This window comes from Arthrobacter sp. 05T442, from assembly GCF_056395945.1.
The window spans coordinates 71,212-87,488 of the sequence record NZ_JBFTKM010000015.1; the positions used below are offsets into that span (position 1 = coordinate 71,212).

The 16,277-nt window shown below is 67.5% G+C and carries 15 protein-coding genes; 8 read left to right on the forward strand and 7 right to left on the reverse strand.

Annotated elements, in window-relative coordinates:
• Positions 1–404 precede the first annotated feature (404 nt).
• Positions 405–914 carry a hypothetical protein gene (locus AC1DES_RS14405; protein WP_476896392.1) on the forward strand — a complete coding sequence of 170 codons (510 nt, stop codon included), beginning with the start codon at positions 405–407 and terminating at the stop codon, positions 912–914.
• Here AC1DES_RS14405 and AC1DES_RS14410 read toward each other — a convergent pair.
• The gene (locus AC1DES_RS14410) at positions 901–2,421 is read right to left on the reverse strand and encodes an amidohydrolase (protein WP_476896393.1); all 1,521 of its coding nucleotides are present in this window, start codon (positions 2,419–2,421) and stop codon (positions 901–903) included. The two genes, AC1DES_RS14405 and AC1DES_RS14410, sit on opposite strands and share 14 nt — an antisense overlap.
• Positions 2,422–2,733: 312 nt before the next feature.
• On the opposite strand from AC1DES_RS14410, the gene AC1DES_RS14415 reads away from it, so the two are divergent.
• From AC1DES_RS14415 to AC1DES_RS14440, 6 genes are all read left to right on the forward strand, one after another.
• Entirely contained in the window at positions 2,734–3,063 is a 330-nt protein-coding gene (locus AC1DES_RS14415) for a hypothetical protein (RefSeq protein WP_476896394.1), read from the forward strand.
• Complete coding sequence (locus tag AC1DES_RS14420; protein ID WP_476896395.1) at positions 3,060–4,115, forward strand: zinc-dependent alcohol dehydrogenase family protein; 1,056 nt, start codon at positions 3,060–3,062, stop codon at positions 4,113–4,115. The genes AC1DES_RS14415 and AC1DES_RS14420 overlap by 4 nt, the downstream gene beginning before the upstream one ends.
• 112 nt (positions 4,116–4,227) lie before the next feature.
• Positions 4,228–6,054, forward strand: a complete 1,827-nt coding sequence (locus AC1DES_RS14425) for a DUF4389 domain-containing protein (protein ID WP_476896396.1) — start codon at positions 4,228–4,230, stop codon at positions 6,052–6,054.
• A gap of 82 nt (positions 6,055–6,136) precedes the next feature.
• Positions 6,137–6,913, forward strand: a complete 777-nt coding sequence (locus tag AC1DES_RS14430) for an SDR family NAD(P)-dependent oxidoreductase (RefSeq protein ID WP_476896397.1) — start codon at positions 6,137–6,139, stop codon at positions 6,911–6,913.
• A 141-nt stretch (positions 6,914–7,054) separates the two neighbouring features.
• Positions 7,055–7,774, forward strand: a complete 720-nt coding sequence (locus AC1DES_RS14435; RefSeq protein ID WP_476896398.1) for an SGNH/GDSL hydrolase family protein — start codon at positions 7,055–7,057, stop codon at positions 7,772–7,774.
• A 46-nt stretch (positions 7,775–7,820) separates the two neighbouring features.
• Positions 7,821–8,702, forward strand: a complete 882-nt coding sequence (locus tag AC1DES_RS14440) for a cytochrome c oxidase assembly protein (RefSeq protein ID WP_476896399.1) — start codon at positions 7,821–7,823, stop codon at positions 8,700–8,702.
• A gap of 3 nt (positions 8,703–8,705) precedes the next feature.
• On the opposite strand, the gene AC1DES_RS14445 is transcribed toward AC1DES_RS14440, so the two are convergent.
• The 4 genes from AC1DES_RS14445 to AC1DES_RS14460 form a co-directional block, all read right to left on the reverse strand.
• Entirely contained in the window at positions 8,706–9,821 is a 1,116-nt protein-coding gene (locus AC1DES_RS14445) for a sulfite oxidase (RefSeq protein ID WP_476896400.1), read from the reverse strand.
• A gap of 122 nt (positions 9,822–9,943) precedes the next feature.
• Entirely contained in the window at positions 9,944–10,798 is an 855-nt protein-coding gene (locus AC1DES_RS14450) for an SDR family oxidoreductase (protein ID WP_476896401.1), read from the reverse strand.
• A 5-nt stretch (positions 10,799–10,803) separates the two neighbouring features.
• Positions 10,804–11,808 carry an aldo/keto reductase family protein gene (locus tag AC1DES_RS14455; RefSeq protein ID WP_476896402.1) on the reverse strand — a complete coding sequence of 335 codons (1,005 nt, stop codon included), beginning with the start codon at positions 11,806–11,808 and terminating at the stop codon, positions 10,804–10,806.
• A gap of 41 nt (positions 11,809–11,849) precedes the next feature.
• Positions 11,850–12,428 (reverse strand): hypothetical protein, encoded by a 579-nt coding sequence (locus tag AC1DES_RS14460; protein WP_476896403.1) that lies wholly within the window; start codon positions 12,426–12,428, stop codon positions 11,850–11,852.
• A gap of 228 nt (positions 12,429–12,656) precedes the next feature.
• Between AC1DES_RS14460 and AC1DES_RS14465 the strand changes: the two genes are divergently transcribed.
• Positions 12,657–13,097: a YchJ family protein gene (locus tag AC1DES_RS14465; protein ID WP_476896404.1), complete on the forward strand. Its 441-nt coding sequence runs from the start codon at positions 12,657–12,659 to the stop codon at positions 13,095–13,097.
• Positions 13,098–13,121: 24 nt separating this feature from the next.
• Here the strand turns inward: AC1DES_RS14465 and AC1DES_RS14470 are convergent, their stop codons facing one another.
• Positions 13,122–14,021 carry a hypothetical protein gene (locus AC1DES_RS14470; protein WP_476896405.1) on the reverse strand — a complete coding sequence of 300 codons (900 nt, stop codon included), beginning with the start codon at positions 14,019–14,021 and terminating at the stop codon, positions 13,122–13,124.
• A gap of 208 nt (positions 14,022–14,229) precedes the next feature.
• Positions 14,230–16,230, reverse strand: coding sequence for an acyl-CoA dehydrogenase family protein (locus AC1DES_RS14475; protein ID WP_476896406.1), 2,001 nt, complete (start codon positions 16,228–16,230; stop codon positions 14,230–14,232).
• Positions 16,231–16,277: the final 47 nt, after the last annotated feature.

Below are 16,277 nucleotides of genomic sequence, written 5' to 3' on the forward strand. Positions count from 1 at the left end.
AGTCACGGCCGGCGGCCGGACGTACGCTTAAAGCGCCTGCAGGTAACCATCTGATGTACGCCGGGTCGTTCAGGACATGCAAATGTCCGAGCCATCTCATAGCGAGATCGCGAAGGTACCTGCAGGTCTTTGTGTCCACGACCGCCGACGCCGCTTCCGCCGCGGACGCTCCCGCGGCCCCTGCCCTGCGCTTGCCGCGTTTGAGCATCTCGGCGGCGAACGCCCTGGCCAAGCCAGGTTACGGACCATCTCCGTAGCCGCGACGCTAACCGCTGCTTGCGAAGCCGCTCAGGGCGCCTGCCCGCCGTCCATACTTTAAGTGTCCCGGCGACCACCGACATGAAAGCGGCCGCGGAACCTGCGGTTTCGTAGGCTTCGACGGAACGCCCCGATCCAAGGAACCTATGCCGCTCAACAGACAGACACTGAAGCAGGACGGGTTCACCGGGTTCCGGCCGCTCGCGGACCTTGACACCAACCGGGTCCCGCAACGCACCGGAATCTTTGCGGTACTGCGTCCCGAGGGCTTCGAACCGCGGTTTCTGTCCAAGAGTACGGCGGGAGTCTTCAAGAAGAAGGATCCCTCCCTGGCGGCGACCGCCCTGGCCGCCGAATGGGTCGACGGCGCCGACGTCCTCTACCTGGGCAAGGCCGGCCCCGGGAGCAAAGGCAACCGCGGGCTGCGCCGGCAGATCCAGGAGTTCGTCGATTTCGGCAAAGGCAAACCGCCGGGCCACTGGGACGGCCGGCTCGTCTGGCAGCTCGCCGCGGCAGGGTCGCTGGTCATCGCGTGGAAGGAGCTGCCCGTGGAGCAGCTTAACGCAGCCGAAGCCGGGTATCACACCGCGTTCGTGGAAGTGTACGGCCGGCTGCCGTACGCCAACCTCGTCCGGGCGCGGGTCAGAGGCGACTGACGCCGTCGTGCGTGAATCTCCCGCCCACCAGGGTGGCCGCCACCGGCATCGCGGCGAAGGCGCCGTCTGGGGCCGTGAACGGGTCGCCGTCGAGCACCGCGATATCTGCCGGGTCGCCGACGCGGATCCGGCCGCGCCCCCGGGCCGAAGCCGCCAGGGCCTCCTGCCGGGTAAGCGCCTGCTCCGGATGCCAGGGGCCGCGGCCGTCCTGCCGCGACCGCGTGGTGGCGGCCGACATCGCGGTCCAGGGTTCCAGCGGCGCCACCGGCGCATCGGAGCCCAGCGCCAGGGTGGCCCCGGCGGCCAGCAGGGACCGCAGCGGGAAGGCCCGGTCGGTGCGCCCGGCCCAGTTCGCGTCGGCGGCATCGCGGTCGTCGAGGGCATGCGCCGGCTGGACGCTCGCCGTCAGGCCGAGCTGGCCGAAGCGGGCGAAGTCCTGCCGACGGACAAACTGGGCATGCTCGATCCTTCCGGAGATTCCGGCCGCCGCAAACGCGTTCAGCGCCACCTCGTTGGCGCCGTCGCCGATCGCGTGGACGGCCGGAACAAAGCCGGCCTCCCGGGCCCGAGCCAGCAGGTCCAGCAGCTCGTCCTCGCTCACGGTGAGTAGGCCCCGTCCGCCGTGCGGATACGGATCGACACAGTATGCCGTGCGGGTGTTCAGCGATCCATCGATAAGGACTTTGAGGGGCCCCACCCTGAGGAGTCCGGCCCCGCCGTCGAGCGCCAGCCCTGTGCGCATCCCCTCGGCAGCCGCACGGTCCAAATCCTGGGGGTAGACCCCCGCGTCCACCCGGAGGGCATCAAATCCACCGGCGATCCGGCGCTGCCAGACGTCCCGGTTCCACGTCATCTCGAAGTCGACAATTCCCACGACGCCGCGCACTGCGGCCGCGCGGCCGGCCTCCCGCACCCAGCCATCGACGATGGCGTCCGGCAGCCTGCCGAGCTCGCGGGTCAGGTTGAAGGCCGGCTCCTCCCGGAGGAGTCCGCTCCGGTCCACGGATACGCCGTACCGTTCCGCCGCCGCGCTGTTCAGCCAGACGCAGTGAAGATCGTGGCTTAGGAGGGCAGCCGGCAGTCCGAGCGTCGCGGCGTCAAGCATGTCCAGGGCGGGCACGTCCGGCCAGACGGCGTCCCGGAACCCCACTCCCACCAGTGTCCGGCCGCCGCCGGCCGCGCCGCCCACGCCAGCGTCGGCAAGGTGGGCGCGGACGGCGTCGGCTGCGTCCTGCGCAGAGGCTGCACGCGAGAGGTCAACCCGGTTGGCGGCCAACGCCCACTGGGTCATGTGGACATGCTCATCCCACAGGCCGGGAATAACGTAGCGTCCCGCAAGGTCAGCTACAGGGACGCCCGGGACGCCAGCGGACGCGGCCCCCGCCGGAGTGATCCGGGAGACCGCGCCGTCGGCCAGGTGGATGTCATAAAGGGCCGCATCACCGGGCTGCCTAACGGAGGCCAGCACGAGGTTAGGCGCAGCCGGGGGATTATCTGTTGCAGGCATAGGAAACAGGCTAGGGGCGGAATGGCCAAGCAACAATCCGGGCCCGCCAGCGCTACCAGGGACTTTCGCCCCTTACCCCCGAATCATGCACTCGCCAAGCTGTATTTGGGGCGGTTCCCGCACGGCTTTGGGGAGATGAACTGCGTCAAGGAACTCAACACCGGTCTCGCTCAGCATTGGGGAAGGAAATGGCACTTTGCACTTTTCAGCTTCCGCAGGAAAAGGCAGGAGACCACGGCCGTATGAGCAAATTCAGCCCAGTTATTGGAATCCACTCACTCCCGACACCCGTCAGGGAGCTCTGACGGGTCCATGCATCACCACGTTCCGGACCCCCGACTCAAAGTCCTTATCCGCATCGACGCCGACGCCGAATCCACCCGCGTCGAAGTCCGGGGCGTTGTCACAGCGGCAAACGTCCGGGCCCTTTACGTGGTCGCGCGCCGGGTAAGCGCCAAGTTGCCCGGGCACGAAATCGTCATCGACTTGGCCCACGCCCGCGTGTCAGCCGCCGCCATCAACGAACTCCGCGAACGTGCGCAACTCTCGTCGCTGTACTCGGGGATCGATGCCTCAGAGACCCCGTGCCGGCTGCGCCTCGTGGACCCGCTAGTCATCCTCAAAACCAAGGAGCACGCATGAAAGCCCTCGTCTACGGCGGTCCCGGAGAAAAATCCTGGACGGACGTCCCCGATCCCAAGATCCAGACTCCCAGCGACGTCATCGTCAAAGTGGACACCACCACCATCTGCGGGACGGACCTCCACATCCTCAAAGGCGACGTTCCCGCCGTGACAAAAGGCAGGATCCTGGGTCACGAAGGCGTTGGAACCATCACGGAGATCGGCTCATCCGTGACCAGCCTCAAAGTCGGGGACCGCGTCATCATCTCCTGCATCAAGTCGTGCGGGCACTGCGCCAACTGCAAGACCGGCCTCTACTCCCACTGCCTGGGCGACGAAGGCAAGTCCGGCATTGGCTGGGTCTTCGGGCACCTGATCGACGGCACCCAGGCCGAGTACGTCCGCGTCCCGTACGCCGAAAACTCCCTCCACCTGCTGCCGGACGGCGTCAGTGACGAGCAGGCGGTGATGCTCTCCGACATCCTCCCCACCGGATTTGAGATCGGCGTGCAGTACGGCCGGGTCAAGCCCGGCGACACGGTCGCCGTCATCGGTGCCGGGCCAGTCGGCCTGGCCGCGATCGCCACCGCGGGCCTCTACGGCGCCGCCACGATCATCGCCATAGACCTCGACGCGAACCGGCTGGAGAAATCCCGCGAATTTGGTGCCACGGACGTCGTCTTGTCCAGCGCCGCGGACTGGAAGGAGCAGGTGCTGGCCCTGACCGACGGGCAGGGCGTGGATGTGGCCATCGAAGCCGTCGGTATCCCCGCGACCTTCGACATGTGCACCAACATCGTCCGGCCCGGCGGCAACGTGGCCAACGTAGGCGTGCACGGCAAGTCCGTGGAACTTCATGTGGAGGACCTCTGGATCCAGAACATCAACATCAGCATGGGCCTGGTCAACACCAACACCACCCCCATGCTGCTCAAGCTCGTGGCGCAGCAGAAAGTGCCGGCTGACACCTTCGCCACCCACCACTTCAGCTTCGATGAGTTTATGGAGGCCTACGACACCTTCGCCCGGGCTGCGGAAACGAAAGCGCTCAAAGTAGTGATCACTGCGTGAAAGCCGGAAGCCGGGCGAAACCCTGCTGAGATCGGTGGGCCGGTGAACGGCAGGTCCACGCACGCGCGCTGGACCGGAGTCTTGAAATGGACCATCTGAAAGGACGGCGGCCATGAAACCAGGCCGGATTGTCATGCTGGTGCTGGGTACGCTGGGCGCCCTCGTGGGCCTGGGGCTGCTGGCGGGCGCGGGCGCGACGGGGTGGGCCAACTACCAGCAGCGCGACGGCGGGTACTTCACTTCGCCGTTGGAGCGTTTCTCGGGGGATTCCTACGCCCTGACGTCCCCGCGCCTGGACATCATGACCGGACGCGGCATGCCCGAGGGGACTCCCGTGGACATACCCGGGAGCGTTGTGCTCCGCGGCTCCGCCGCCGACCCCGGGAAGAATATCTTCATAGGGATCGCCCCCCGCGACGACGCGGCAGCGTACCTGGCAGGCGTCAAGCACACCGAGATCATCGACGTCAGGTTTGATCCCTTCCGGGCGCAGTACGGCGAGATCGCCGGCACCAAGGCCCCTGCGCGGCCGGAGCAACAGGGTTTCTGGGTAGCGTCCGCGACAGGTCCCGGGCAGCAGGAGCTCAAGTGGGACCTGCGCTCCGGAAACTGGGCCGTGGTCATCATGAATGCCGATGCCAGCACTCCCGTAGCCGTTGATCTGCAGGCCGGCGCCCGCTCCGATCTGCTCTGGCCGATCTTCGTCGGGCTGCTGATCGGCGGCCTTGTCCTCCTGGCGGTCGGCGTGCCCCTGATCGTGGCCGGGGCCGCGGGACTCGGCCGCGGTGGCCCGCCGTCGTCCCCGCCCCGTCACCCCGGCCAGCCCTACGGAGACCAGCCGTACGGAAGCCAGCCCTATCCCATGCAGGCCCAGGCTGCCCCGGCCTACCCCGGGCTACCCGGCCCGCCGCAACCTTATGCGGCCCCGCCGTATGGCGCGACGCCGTACCCTCCGGGGAACCATCCTGCCTGGGCGGGGGCGCCTCCGGGCGGCGGCAGAGCCTACCCGGCCCGGCTCAGCGGCTATCTGGACCCCAACCTGTCCCGCTGGCTGTGGCTGGTGAAGTGGCTCCTGGCTATTCCGCACTACATCATCTTGTTCTTCCTGTGGTTCGCCTTCGTCGTCACCACCATCGTGGCCGGGTTCGCGATCCTGTTCACGGGACACTATCCGCGCTCGCTGTTCAACTTCAACGTCGGGGTGATCCGCTGGAACTGGCGGGTGGCCTTCTACTCCTACAGCGCTCTCGGCACGGACATCTACCCGCCCTTCACGCTGGCCCGGACGGACTACCCGGCGGACTTCGACGTCGACTATCCCGAGAGGCTCTCCCACGGGCTGGTGCTCGTGAAGTCCTGGCTGCTGGCCATTCCCCACCTGCTCATCATCGGCGTGCTGACCGGTACGGCGCGGACCTGGACCATGCGCGACGGTAACTGGGTGCAGGAAGGGGTGGGCGTTTCCCTCATAGGGCTGCTGGTATTCATTGCCGGAGTCGTCCTGCTGTTCACCGGCCGGTACTGGCAAGGCCTGTTCGACTTCCTGCTCGGCCTGAACCGCTGGATCTACCGGGTGATCACCTACGTGTCCCTGATGCGCGACGAATACCCGCCGTTCCATCTGGACATGGGGCCGAGCGACCCCGGGGACGCACCGGCGATCGCCTACGGTGGCCCTCCGCCGCCCGAAGCGGCGACTGCATCTCCTGCGTACCCGCCGCCCGAAGCGGCGACTGCATCTCCTGCGTACCCGCCGCCCGGCGGTGGCCCGCTCGACGGCGGTCCTGCCGGGGACCTCCCGTCAGCCTCACCGGGCGAGCCTGGCGGTCCGGCAGGCTTCTACGGCATCGGCGGCCCGGCCGCTTCCATCACCCCCGAAAGCCACGAAGACACGGGTGGTCCACCTGAGCCGGAACCGGGCGCCTCGCCGCGCCCCTAGGGCCTCGTGCCCTCTTGCCACCTGCCCTCCGCAAGAACATAGTTGAGGGAATTCACGACTCCTCGGCAGGAGGCAGGCGACCATGCTGAATAACGGAATCCCGGACAACGGCCTGCTGGCCGGCAAGACCGCACTGATCTACGGCGGGGGCGGCGCGATCGGCGGGGCCGTGGCTAGGGCGTTCGCGGCCGAAGGTGCGCTCGTCCACCTCGCGGGACGGACGGAGTCCCGGCTGGAGAAGGTAGCCCGGGACATCCAAAAGGCAGGCGGCAAAGCCGTGACCGCTGTCGTCGATGCCCTGGACGAAGAACAGGTGGATGCCTTCGTGGACCGGGTAGCGAAGAAGAACCGGATCGATATCTCCTTCAACGTGATCTCCTTTGGCGACGTGCAGGAGCCGTTAATGAAAATCGACGTCGATGACTTCACCCGCCCCATCGCCTTGGCCGCGCGCACCCATTTCCTCACCACCCGTGCGGCGGCCGCGCACATGATCAAGCAACGCTCCGGCGTCGTGCTGATGTTCGGCGGTTCGGGTCCGCAGACGCTGCCCGGACTTGGCGGGTTCAAGGTCGCACTGGACGCGATGGAGGGCCTGCGCCGTCAGTGGGCGCTTGAGCTTGGGAAGAACGGTATCCGGGTGGTCACCATGGTGACCGGCGGCATTGTCGAGACCATTCCCTGGCAGACCGAGGGGCGGGAGGAGATTGTGGTGGAGATCGCCAAGGCCGCGCACCTGAACCGTACCGCCACCCTGGCCGACGTCGGGAACGTGGCGTCGTTCATCGTGTCGGACAAGGCGGCCGCCATCACTGACGCCACCATCAACATCTCCAGCGGAGCGATCGTGGACTACTAGGAGGCACCAGCAGGGTCGGCGCGGTCCGGGACAGCCAACCAGCCGGTCCCCGGCAATACCGATGAAACACTCGAAAGAGGACAATGGCTGGAGCAGGCGCCGGACCCGGCGCCTGCGAATCCTAGGCAGGAGGCGGCAGCCATGCGGATCAGCCCGCCGCCACGACAGCGCCACAGCCGGCTTGCCGCGGCGGGAGTCGTGACCTGCCTCCTGGCGGCAGCAGCGGCCAGCGCGGCGCAGCCGGTTGTCACTGCAGCCCCGGCAGTTCGAGTGGTGGTTGTCGGAGATTCGCTGAGCACCGGGCACGGCACTTCACCCGCGCACGCCTGGCCTGCCCTGATCCGGACGGACCCCGTCCTCGCCGGATTCCAGGTGCTCAACGCCGCCGAGAACGGCAGCGGCTACCTCAGGCCCGGCGATCTTGACGGCACCTTCGGCACCCAGGTGGACCAGTTTGTCACCGGAGACACTGGCGTGGTGGTCTTCTTCGGCTCCGAGAACGACCTCGGCTACGCCGCGAGTGCCGTCGGCGACGCGGCCTCGGCGGCGATCACCCGCGCGGAGGCTCTGGCCCCCGCTGCGAAGATCATCGTGGTTGGCCCGCCGTCGTATTCGGCCGACCCTGATCCTGGACTTCTGGACATCCGTGGGCAACTAAAGTCCGCGGCCCATGCGACAGGCGCCGAGTTTGTCGATCCGATCGCGGAAGGATGGATCAGCAACGACGTCGGGGACCTGATCGGCCCCGACGGCGACCATCCCACCGTCGCCGGGCAGCAGTACCTCCTCGAGCACATCGCCGCCGTCATCGAGCAGGCGTCGCCGGAGCCCGCCGCCGAATGGGAACGGGCTGCGGAGTGACCCGCCGGCCGAGCGCCCTCCAAGGAAGAGCGGCTATCATGAGCCGGTGCCGCCTCTCGACGTCGTTATCACTGCCTGGCAGATTGACTGGACCGCCTTAGCCATCATCATTGCCTCTGGCGTGCTGTACGGCCTCGGACTCAAAGCTGCGGCGGCCAAGGAGCACCGCTGGCCCGTGTGGAGGACCGTGGCTTTCTACGTCCTTGGCCTCGGATCCCTGGCTGTCCTCACGTGCGGATTCCCCGGCGCCTACAGCTCCCAGCTCCGGTGGGCCTTCACCCTGAAGATTACGCTGATGCTCTTCGTGGTGCCGCTGCTGATCGGCCTGGGGAAGCCCATTTCCCTTGCCCGCGCGGCGCTCGCGGAACGGGGCATCGCACGGCTGGACGGCGTGCTCTCCAACCGCATGGTGCGGTTTGTGAGCAACTCCATGGCAGCCCCGCTGCTGGGGCTGGCTCTCTTCTCCACGTTCCTCACCCCGGCGTTCTACACGCTGCGCACGGACCCAGTGGCCGAAGCGCTCCTGACCATCGGCATACCCCTGCTCGGCATGCTCATGGCGCTTCCAATCATCGAAGAAGCGGACTTCCACCGTTCCAGCGCGTTCATCACGCTGGAATTCGTCTTCGTCTTCATTGAGCTGCTCATCGACGCGGTACCCGGAATCCTGTTGCGCCTCAACGGCCAGGTCCTCGATCACGTGACAACGCGGCAGTCGGCCGTGGCCTGGTTCCCGGATGCCCTGCGCGACCAGCAACTGGCGGGAGACGTCCTGTGGTTCATCTGCGAAATCGTCGACCTGCCCCTGATCATCCTGATGTTCATGCGCTTTTCCCGGAGCGACAAACGCGAGGCCCGCGGCTTTGATGACCTCACGGACGATCAACTCGACGAACTGAACGCGGAGCACCTGCGGCGGGCCCGCTAGCGTCTATTCGACGCTGACTTTCACCCGCTGCACCACATTGTTGCCCATGCCCTGGTAGTTCCAGGCCTGCTCCAGGGGCTGGGCGGCGCCGCTGGCATCCGCGGCACGGCACGCCAGCTCGTGTTCGCCGGGATCGGCCACCCACGGCAACGACCAGGCACACCAGGCGAAGGGAGCGGCCGGTTGCTCCAGATGGGCCGGCGCCCACTTGCCGTCGATCCCCACCTCGACCCGCTGCACCGCGCCTTCCCCGGACCACGCGCGCCCAGTCAGCATTACCGGTCCGGCGGGCAGGACCCGGCGCCTGGTGAAGAAGTCCGGGACACCCGGCGGGACCATGAGCGAGCGGACCTTCATCCACGTGACCGGCGTGCCGGCGTCGTCCGCGTCCTGCTGGTAACGGTACGCGACCGCCTGCTGGAAGCCGTCGAACGGCTTGGTCACCACCTTGATCGAGGACAGCCACTTCACGCTGGCCATGCCGTACCAGCCGGGGACCACGAGACGGAGCGGGTAGCCATGCTGTGGCGGAAGGTCGGCACCGTTCATCTGGTAGGCCAGCACGACGTCGGGCCGCAGCGCCTCGGAGACCGGCAGGCTCCGGGCGAACTGCTGGCTTACCTCGCCCTGGATCCCGGCATCGGCGCCCGTGAACACCACCTCGACGGCGTCAGCCTCGACTCCCGCCTGGGTCAGCAGGTAGGCCAGCGGAACGCCGGTCCACGTCGCCGTGCCGATGCCCTCCAGCATCCACGGCTGGCTCAGCGGCCGGGGACGTAGCAGGGACCGCCCGTTGCCGGCGCATTCCAGGGTGACGGGCACGCTGATGACCGGAGCCCGTCGCAGGGCACGGAGGTTCAGCTCCAGGGACCGCTGGACGGCGCCGCCGATCCGCAGATGCCAGTGGTCCGCGTCGATGAACGGGATGTCGAAGTGGTTGAGCACATAATGCAATCCGGGCGGCGTGGTCTCACGCTGCAGGGCTTCCAGCGGCATCGAGTGGTTCCGCACGGCGAGCTGGAGTTCCTCGGCCGTGAGCGGACCGTGGCTCGGCTCGCCGGGGTGTGCCGTGAGCCGCTGCGTCTGCCGGCGCAGGACACCGGGGGTACGTTTTGACATTTGCTTTGGCATGGCGCTGCCGTTCTGCTCCAAACCAGGCCGGATGTGGCCGGTTTCCCTGCGTTTAGGTCTACGCCGCAGCCCGCAGACCGTCAATACCGGGCCTGCCGGGCCAGCCGCCGCTACAGCCGATGCGCCTCCGCCAGGAACTCCGCCAGGCCCAGCGGCTCGCGGCCGGTCAAATCGTGCACCGCCGAGGTCGGCCCGGAGAACTCGCCGGCGGCGATTGCCGTGTACGTGCTTACCCACGCGTCAACCTGCCATGAGGGTGCGCCATAGGATGCCCGGGACGCGTAGGCCTCCTGGAGCGTCTCGTTCTCGAATCTGATGGTCCGCCCGGTCCCGGCGGTCAGGAGCTCCGCTGCCCGGACCAGCGAAATGTCCTCCGGCCCGGTCAGGTCGTAGGTCTTCCCGACATGAAGGACCGGATCGCGAAGCACCACGACCGCGGAGCGGGCAATGTCCGCCCGCGCCACTGCGGCCATCACACCGTCCCCTGCCGGCCCGCGGATGACGCCGTCCGCGCCGGCCAGAAGCGGCAGGAAGTCCAGATAAAAGTTGTCCCGCAGGAAGGTGTAGTCCATGCCGGAGGCCTTGATGCGTTCCTCCGTGGCGAAGTGGTCGCGTGCCAGCGTGAACGTCGCGTCCGGCGCGGCCCCGAAAAACGAGGTGTACACAATGTGCTGGACGCCGGCTTCGGCCGCGGCATCAACGAAAGTGTAATGCTGCTGCCGGCGGTCCTCGGCCTCCGCGGCGGAGACCATGAACAGCGTCTTCACCCCGTCCACGGAGGACCGCGCCAGCACGGGGTCGCCATAGCTGACAACCACTGGAACCGCGCCCGGGAGCTCCGGAGCGCGGCCGGCGTCCCGGACCAGGAGCCGCTGCGGACTGCCTGCGTTGGCCAGCAGGCCGGCCACCAGCCCGCCCAGGTACCCGGTGGAACCGGTGACGGCGAGCTCGGGCCCGGCTGCCATGGGCCCTACGCCTCCCGCGCTGCGGGCGATTTGGTCTGCCCGGGGTCGCGCTCGGCCAAGGAGCCGATGGCCGCATCGATCTTGTCCATGATGACTTCGTCCAGCTTCACGCCCGCAGCGGCCACGTTGCCGGCGATCTGCTCGGGGCGGGACGCGCCCATGATGGCCGAGGCCACGTTCTTGTTCTGCAGCACCCACGCGATGCTCAGCTGGGCCATGGTCAGCCCGGCCTCCTCCGCGATCGGCTTGAGCTGCTGGACCCCGGTGAGGACTTCGCTGGACATCCAGCGCTCGATCATTTTCGAACCGCCCTTGGCATCCGTCGCGCGGCTGCCCTCCGGGGCCGGCTTACCCGGGTGGTACTTGCCGCTCAGGACGCCCTGCGCCATCGGGGACCAGACGATCTGGGACAGGCCCAACTCTTCGGACGTCGGAACCACCTCGGCCTCAATGACCCGCCACAGCATGGAGTACTGCGGCTGGTTGGAGATCAGCTGGAAGCCCAGTTCCCCGGCGAGGGCATGGCCTTCGCGGATCTGGTTGGCCGTCCACTCGCTGACGCCGATGTAGAGCGCCTTGCCCTGCCGGACGATGTCCGCGAAGGCCTGCATGGTCTCTTCCAGCGGTGTCTCGAAGTCGTAGCGGTGGGCCTGGTACAGATCCACGTAGTCGGTCTGGAGCCGGGTCAGGGAGCCGTCGATGGACTCCATGATGTGCTTGCGGGACAGCCCGAGATCGTTGTGTCCCTTGGGCCCGGTGGGGCCGAAGACCTTGGTGAAAATTTCCAGCGACTGCCGGCGCTCACCTTTCAGGGCTTCGCCGAGGACCGTTTCCGCCGCCGTGTTCGCGTAGACATCCGCAGTGTCAAAGGTGCTGATGCCGGCGTCGAGTGCTGCCCGGACACACTGGGTGGCGACGTCGTTCTCCACTTGCGAACCATGGGTCAGCCAGTTGCCGAACGTGATTTCCGAAATCTTAAAGCCGCTGTTCCCGAGGTATCTGAATTCCATGGGTTTCACCGTAGCGGACTTGCCTGCCCGGAGTAAGGGCCTCAGCCGGCTTTGCGTTCCTGGACCTGCGGTTTGTCCTTCACGAGCGGCAGCCGCCCGGGCAGTGAAACAAGCGATCCGGTGTCAAGCAGGGACTTCGCTGCAGGCATCGGGGGTTTCTGGAAGGCACGGGCGGGGGTGCCGGGCTTGCCGTTCTGGTCCGTGGCCGACTCCACGAGTGGTGACACCTCTTTGATGTCCTGCACCGGAGCCTTGGGGCTCGGCAGGTTCCGGACGGAGACCTTGACGGGCGGTGCTGCTTCGGCTTTGGCCTTCGCGGCCGCGCGTGCGTCTGCCCGGGCCACGGCAGCGGCCCATTCCGGGGCGAGCGCGGGTTCGTTCCTGGCGGCCTTGCCGGCGCGGGCGGGCTTCGCCGGTTTGGGGGTCTTTTCCGGCTGGCGCTCGGGACTCTTGCCGATGACCCGGGCGAGGGCCATGGCCGTGACGGCCACCAGTCGCCCGACCCCTGCGATCACGAGGGTGGCGACAAAAACGACGAAGAGCCCGAGGAACATGACGAGCGCCACTCCCAGGGTCCCGAAAAAGGTCAGGTTCAGCGCGATGGTTGTCGGATCTTCCATTTCACCTCTCCTGGCCAGCCTGCAGCGGGGTCCCTGCCGCAATGATCTTGGCCGGCGGGAACCTTCTTAACAATACGGACTTTTCGGCGCGGACACGCAGGCATCGGCGGCCCCGGGGAAGATGTGTCAAAGCTGTTACCGCGCAGCACGCGTCAGCGCTGCGGAGGCAGCCGTCTATAGTCGGAAGCAGCCCCGCCGGCGCCGTCCGGCCCGCCGGAAGGACACAGAGTGACGCACGCCGCAGCAGCCGATTTTGAGCCCGAAGACGATCCGTCCGGCACGGCATATGAGGGACGGTGCCCGTGCCTCTCGGGTGAGCAGTACGCCGACTGCTGCGGCCGGTTCCACCGCGGTGATGCGCAGGCGCCGACGGCGGAGCAACTCATGCGCTCCCGGTACAGCGCCTTCGTGGTGCTGGACGCCGGCTACCTGCTTCGGACGTGGCATCCGGACACCCGGCCGCCGGTGCTGGAGCTCGATCCGGCCATGCAGTGGCGCCGCCTGGACATCCTCTCGATGAGCAGGGGCGGTCCGCTGGACAGCGAGGGAATTGTCGAATTCGCGGCGCATTTCCGGCACGACGGCGAACGCGGCGTCCATCACGAAACCAGTCGATTCCTGCGCCAGGACCGCCGCTGGTACTACCTTGACGCCGTCGTGCCGGGCTAGCCAGCCGTTCTTGGGTTCTCCGGCCTAGCGTTCATCGACAGTTTCGACCGGTGTGAATCCGGCGCGGTCCACCTTGCGGTGGAAGTGCATGCCGGCGAGGCCGCCAAGCACAGCGCCGATCAGGGCGACGACAGCCACCACGACGGCTGCGATGATGCTCATGGTATTCAGCTGACCCTCATTGACCGGGATGCGCGGGAAGCTGTTCAGGTTCGCGAGGATGTTGTAGCGCTGTCCGGCGACCAGGCCGAGGACGGCGACGACGATCGCAGCGATGATCGCCCAGATCCAGACCATGAAACCCTGGCGGGCGCCGTTGAAGCGGGCCATCCGCCCGGCGACGTAGCCGCCGCAGTAGTAGGCGACGAACAAGATGACGAGCAACACGATCACGCCGACGAGTCCCACCGTCTGGTTGTTGGACGCCTGGTTCACCGCCGCGTTGACATCGGTGTTGGTGGCGAGTCCCACGGCCGTGCCGGCGGCCGCGACCAGCGCGGTCAACAGGACAGCGGTGCCGGTAGCTGCGAGCCAGCCGAAGAAGGCGGAACCGATTTTGATGCCGCCGAACTGCTCCTTCTCGCGGGCCACCACGGATTCGCGGGTGGGGACCTCGTCAACGACGCTCTCGCGGACGGGCGCGTTGACCGGCTCGCCGTGGCGCACAGCTGTTACGGGCGCCTCGTTGGTGACGTGGGCGTGGGCCCGGGTCGCCGCCGGTCCCTCAGTCGCCGGAACCCCGGTGGCCGGGACTTCAGTGGTCGCGGCCGGCATGGCACGCGTTTCGTCCGCCCGGTGACCGCGCACCGGCTCCCGCGCTGCGTCCTGGCGTGCGTCGTGGATGCGGGCCTTCTGGGCGGCAGTCCCCTCCTCGTCGGGGGCGCGTCGGGGTGTGCGGTCTTCGGGGCCTGTTGTGCTGCTCATGGAACTGCTCACTTTCACTGAATGACCCGAACTCATTGTCTGAGCCGGGCACCGCAAGACGGAGACCAGCATGCCGGCCTCGCGTCCACCTAACCACGGCCTGAACGCGGTTAGCAAGGATGCTTACTATCCATTCCGTGCCCTGCCGGCGCCGGATCGGTCGGCGTGGGTGCCGATCCGGTAGGGGCGGGACTCCCTGGGCGGCCGGTCAGCGGTAATTCCGGTGCAGGTCCTCCTTCACCGATGCCCTGGGACTGGTGTCGGCAATCCACGGACCGGTACCTTCCGACTGGTCCAGCACGCCGGCTTCAAGCCATTCGTACTCGCCCGCCAGGACCTTGCGGGTGAGGACGTGGTCGCCGTCGTCGGTGTTCCTCCAGAGCTGGTCGAAATATTCCTCCACGCGGACGCGGGCCTGTTCGCAGTACGCCTCGGCGAGCTCGAAGGCCGACGCGCCCTGTTCAGGCGCGGTCCGCAGCAGCATCTCTGCCCGCGAGCAACAGGCCGCCATGGCGAACAGCTCGGCGCCGATGTCCACGATCCGGCCCAGGAACGCCTGCTTGTGCTCGAGCTTGGCCTGCCAGCGTCCCATGCCGTAAAAGGTCTGCCGGGCGAGCCGGCGGGACGAGCGTTCGACGAACCGCAACTGCCTGGCCAACCGGCCGAAGTCACCGTAGGAACGCGGATCCATGCCGGCCCCGGCCACAAGCTTAGGCAGCCACTTCGCGTAGAAACCGGACGCGCCGAGCGCGGCCTTGGCCTTGTCCGACAGGCTGGCGTCCTCTGAGGCAAGATCGCCCGCGACTGCCAAGTGGGCGTCCACGGCCTCCCTGGCGATCAGCAGCTTCATGATTTCCGAGGACCCCTCAAAGATCCGGTTGATCCGCAGATCGCGGAGCTGTTGCTCGGCCGGGACCGCGCGCTCTCCGCGGGCCTCGAGGGAGTCCGCCGTTTCAAAGCCGCGGCCACCGCGGATCTGCACCAGCTCATCGGCAATCCGGCAGCTGATCTCCGTGGACCATAACTTGGCGAGCGCCGCCTCGATCCGGACGTCTTTCTGCCCGGCGTCGGCCATTTCAGCAGACAGCTCAAACACGGCGTCCAGGGCGAAGGCGCTGGCCGCGATGAAGGCGATTTTCTTGCCAACGGCCTCGTGCTCGCCGATAGGGCGGCCCCACTGGGTTCGGGCGTTGGACCATTCGCGGGCGATCTTCAGGCTCCACCGTCCGGAGGCGACGCAGAGGGCGGGAATCGAGAGCCGGCCGGTGTTGAGCGTGGTGAGGGCAATCTTGAGGCCCTGGCCCTCCCGCCCGAGCCGGTTGGCCGCCGGGACCCTGACCTGGTGGAAGCGGGTCACGCCGTTTTCGATGCCGCGGAGCCCCATGAACGCATTGCGGTTCTCCACCGTGATACCGGGGGAGTCCATTTCCACCACAAACGCACTGATGCCGCCCTTGTGGACCGTGCCGTCGGCGCCGGTGTGTGCCGGGACCAGGGCCATGACGACGACGAGTTCCGCGATCACTCCATTCGTGGTCCAGAGCTTCACACCGTCCAGGACATACGATTCGCCGTCGTCTGCAGGGACTGCGGTGCTGCCCATCCGAGCGGGGTCGCTGCCGACGTCGGGCTCGGTGAGGAGGAACGCGGTGATGGCGCCTGCGGCGCAGCGCGGCAAGTACTCCTGCTTCTGGGCCGGCGTGCCGAAGACTTTGACGGGCTCCGGAACGCCGATGGACTGGTGCGCGGACAGGAGGGCGCCGAGGCTTGGATGGACGGAACCCAGGAGGGCCAGCGCGCGGCCGTAGTACACCAGCGAGAGGCCCAGGCCACCATATTCCCGGGGAATCTTCATCCCAAACGTGCCAAGCGCCGCGAGCCCCTGGAGGTATTTGTCGGGAATCCGGGCGTCCCGTTCGATCGTGCGCCCCGACATCGTGCGGCAGAGTTCAGTCAGCCGGGCCAGGAAAGCCTCGCCGCGTTCGACGTCGTCCGCGGGGGCTTCGGGCCAGGGGTGGATCAGCGTCAGATCGAAGCTGCCAAGGTAGAGCCCCTTGGCGAAGCTGGGCCGGTCCCACACGGTCTCACGGGCGGCCTCGGCGACGGCCCGGGCATCGGCGGCGGTGGCGTCGTGGCCGAAGTGTTCCGATGTCGCCGGAACGGCCGCGGCTGGATTATCGGTGGCTGGATCTTCAATGGCGGAGCTCATCGGGCATCTCCTCTAACCGGTTAGCCGGTTCGAGCCCTGGGTCCGCC

Excerpts from the sequence above, each read along its gene's own strand:
- AC1DES_RS14405 (WP_476896392.1), top strand. The coding sequence starts at position 405 with ATGCCGCTCAACAGACAGACACTGAAGCAGGACGGGTTCACCGGGTTC.
- AC1DES_RS14410 (WP_476896393.1), bottom strand. The coding sequence starts at position 2,421 with ATGCCTGCAACAGATAATCCCCCGGCTGCGCCTAACCTCGTGCTGGCC.
- AC1DES_RS14415 (WP_476896394.1), top strand. The coding sequence starts at position 2,734 with ATGCATCACCACGTTCCGGACCCCCGACTCAAAGTCCTTATCCGCATC.
- AC1DES_RS14420 (WP_476896395.1), top strand. The coding sequence starts at position 3,060 with ATGAAAGCCCTCGTCTACGGCGGTCCCGGAGAAAAATCCTGGACGGAC.
- AC1DES_RS14425 (WP_476896396.1), top strand. The coding sequence starts at position 4,228 with ATGAAACCAGGCCGGATTGTCATGCTGGTGCTGGGTACGCTGGGCGCC.
- AC1DES_RS14430 (WP_476896397.1), top strand. The coding sequence starts at position 6,137 with ATGCTGAATAACGGAATCCCGGACAACGGCCTGCTGGCCGGCAAGACC.
- AC1DES_RS14435 (WP_476896398.1), top strand. The coding sequence starts at position 7,055 with ATGCGGATCAGCCCGCCGCCACGACAGCGCCACAGCCGGCTTGCCGCG.
- AC1DES_RS14445 (WP_476896400.1), bottom strand. The coding sequence starts at position 9,821 with ATGTCAAAACGTACCCCCGGTGTCCTGCGCCGGCAGACGCAGCGGCTC.
- AC1DES_RS14450 (WP_476896401.1), bottom strand. The coding sequence starts at position 10,798 with ATGGCAGCCGGGCCCGAGCTCGCCGTCACCGGTTCCACCGGGTACCTG.
- AC1DES_RS14455 (WP_476896402.1), bottom strand. The coding sequence starts at position 11,808 with ATGGAATTCAGATACCTCGGGAACAGCGGCTTTAAGATTTCGGAAATC.
- AC1DES_RS14460 (WP_476896403.1), bottom strand. The coding sequence starts at position 12,428 with ATGGAAGATCCGACAACCATCGCGCTGAACCTGACCTTTTTCGGGACC.
- AC1DES_RS14470 (WP_476896405.1), bottom strand. The coding sequence starts at position 14,021 with ATGAGCAGCACAACAGGCCCCGAAGACCGCACACCCCGACGCGCCCCC.
- AC1DES_RS14475 (WP_476896406.1), bottom strand. The coding sequence starts at position 16,230 with ATGAGCTCCGCCATTGAAGATCCAGCCACCGATAATCCAGCCGCGGCC.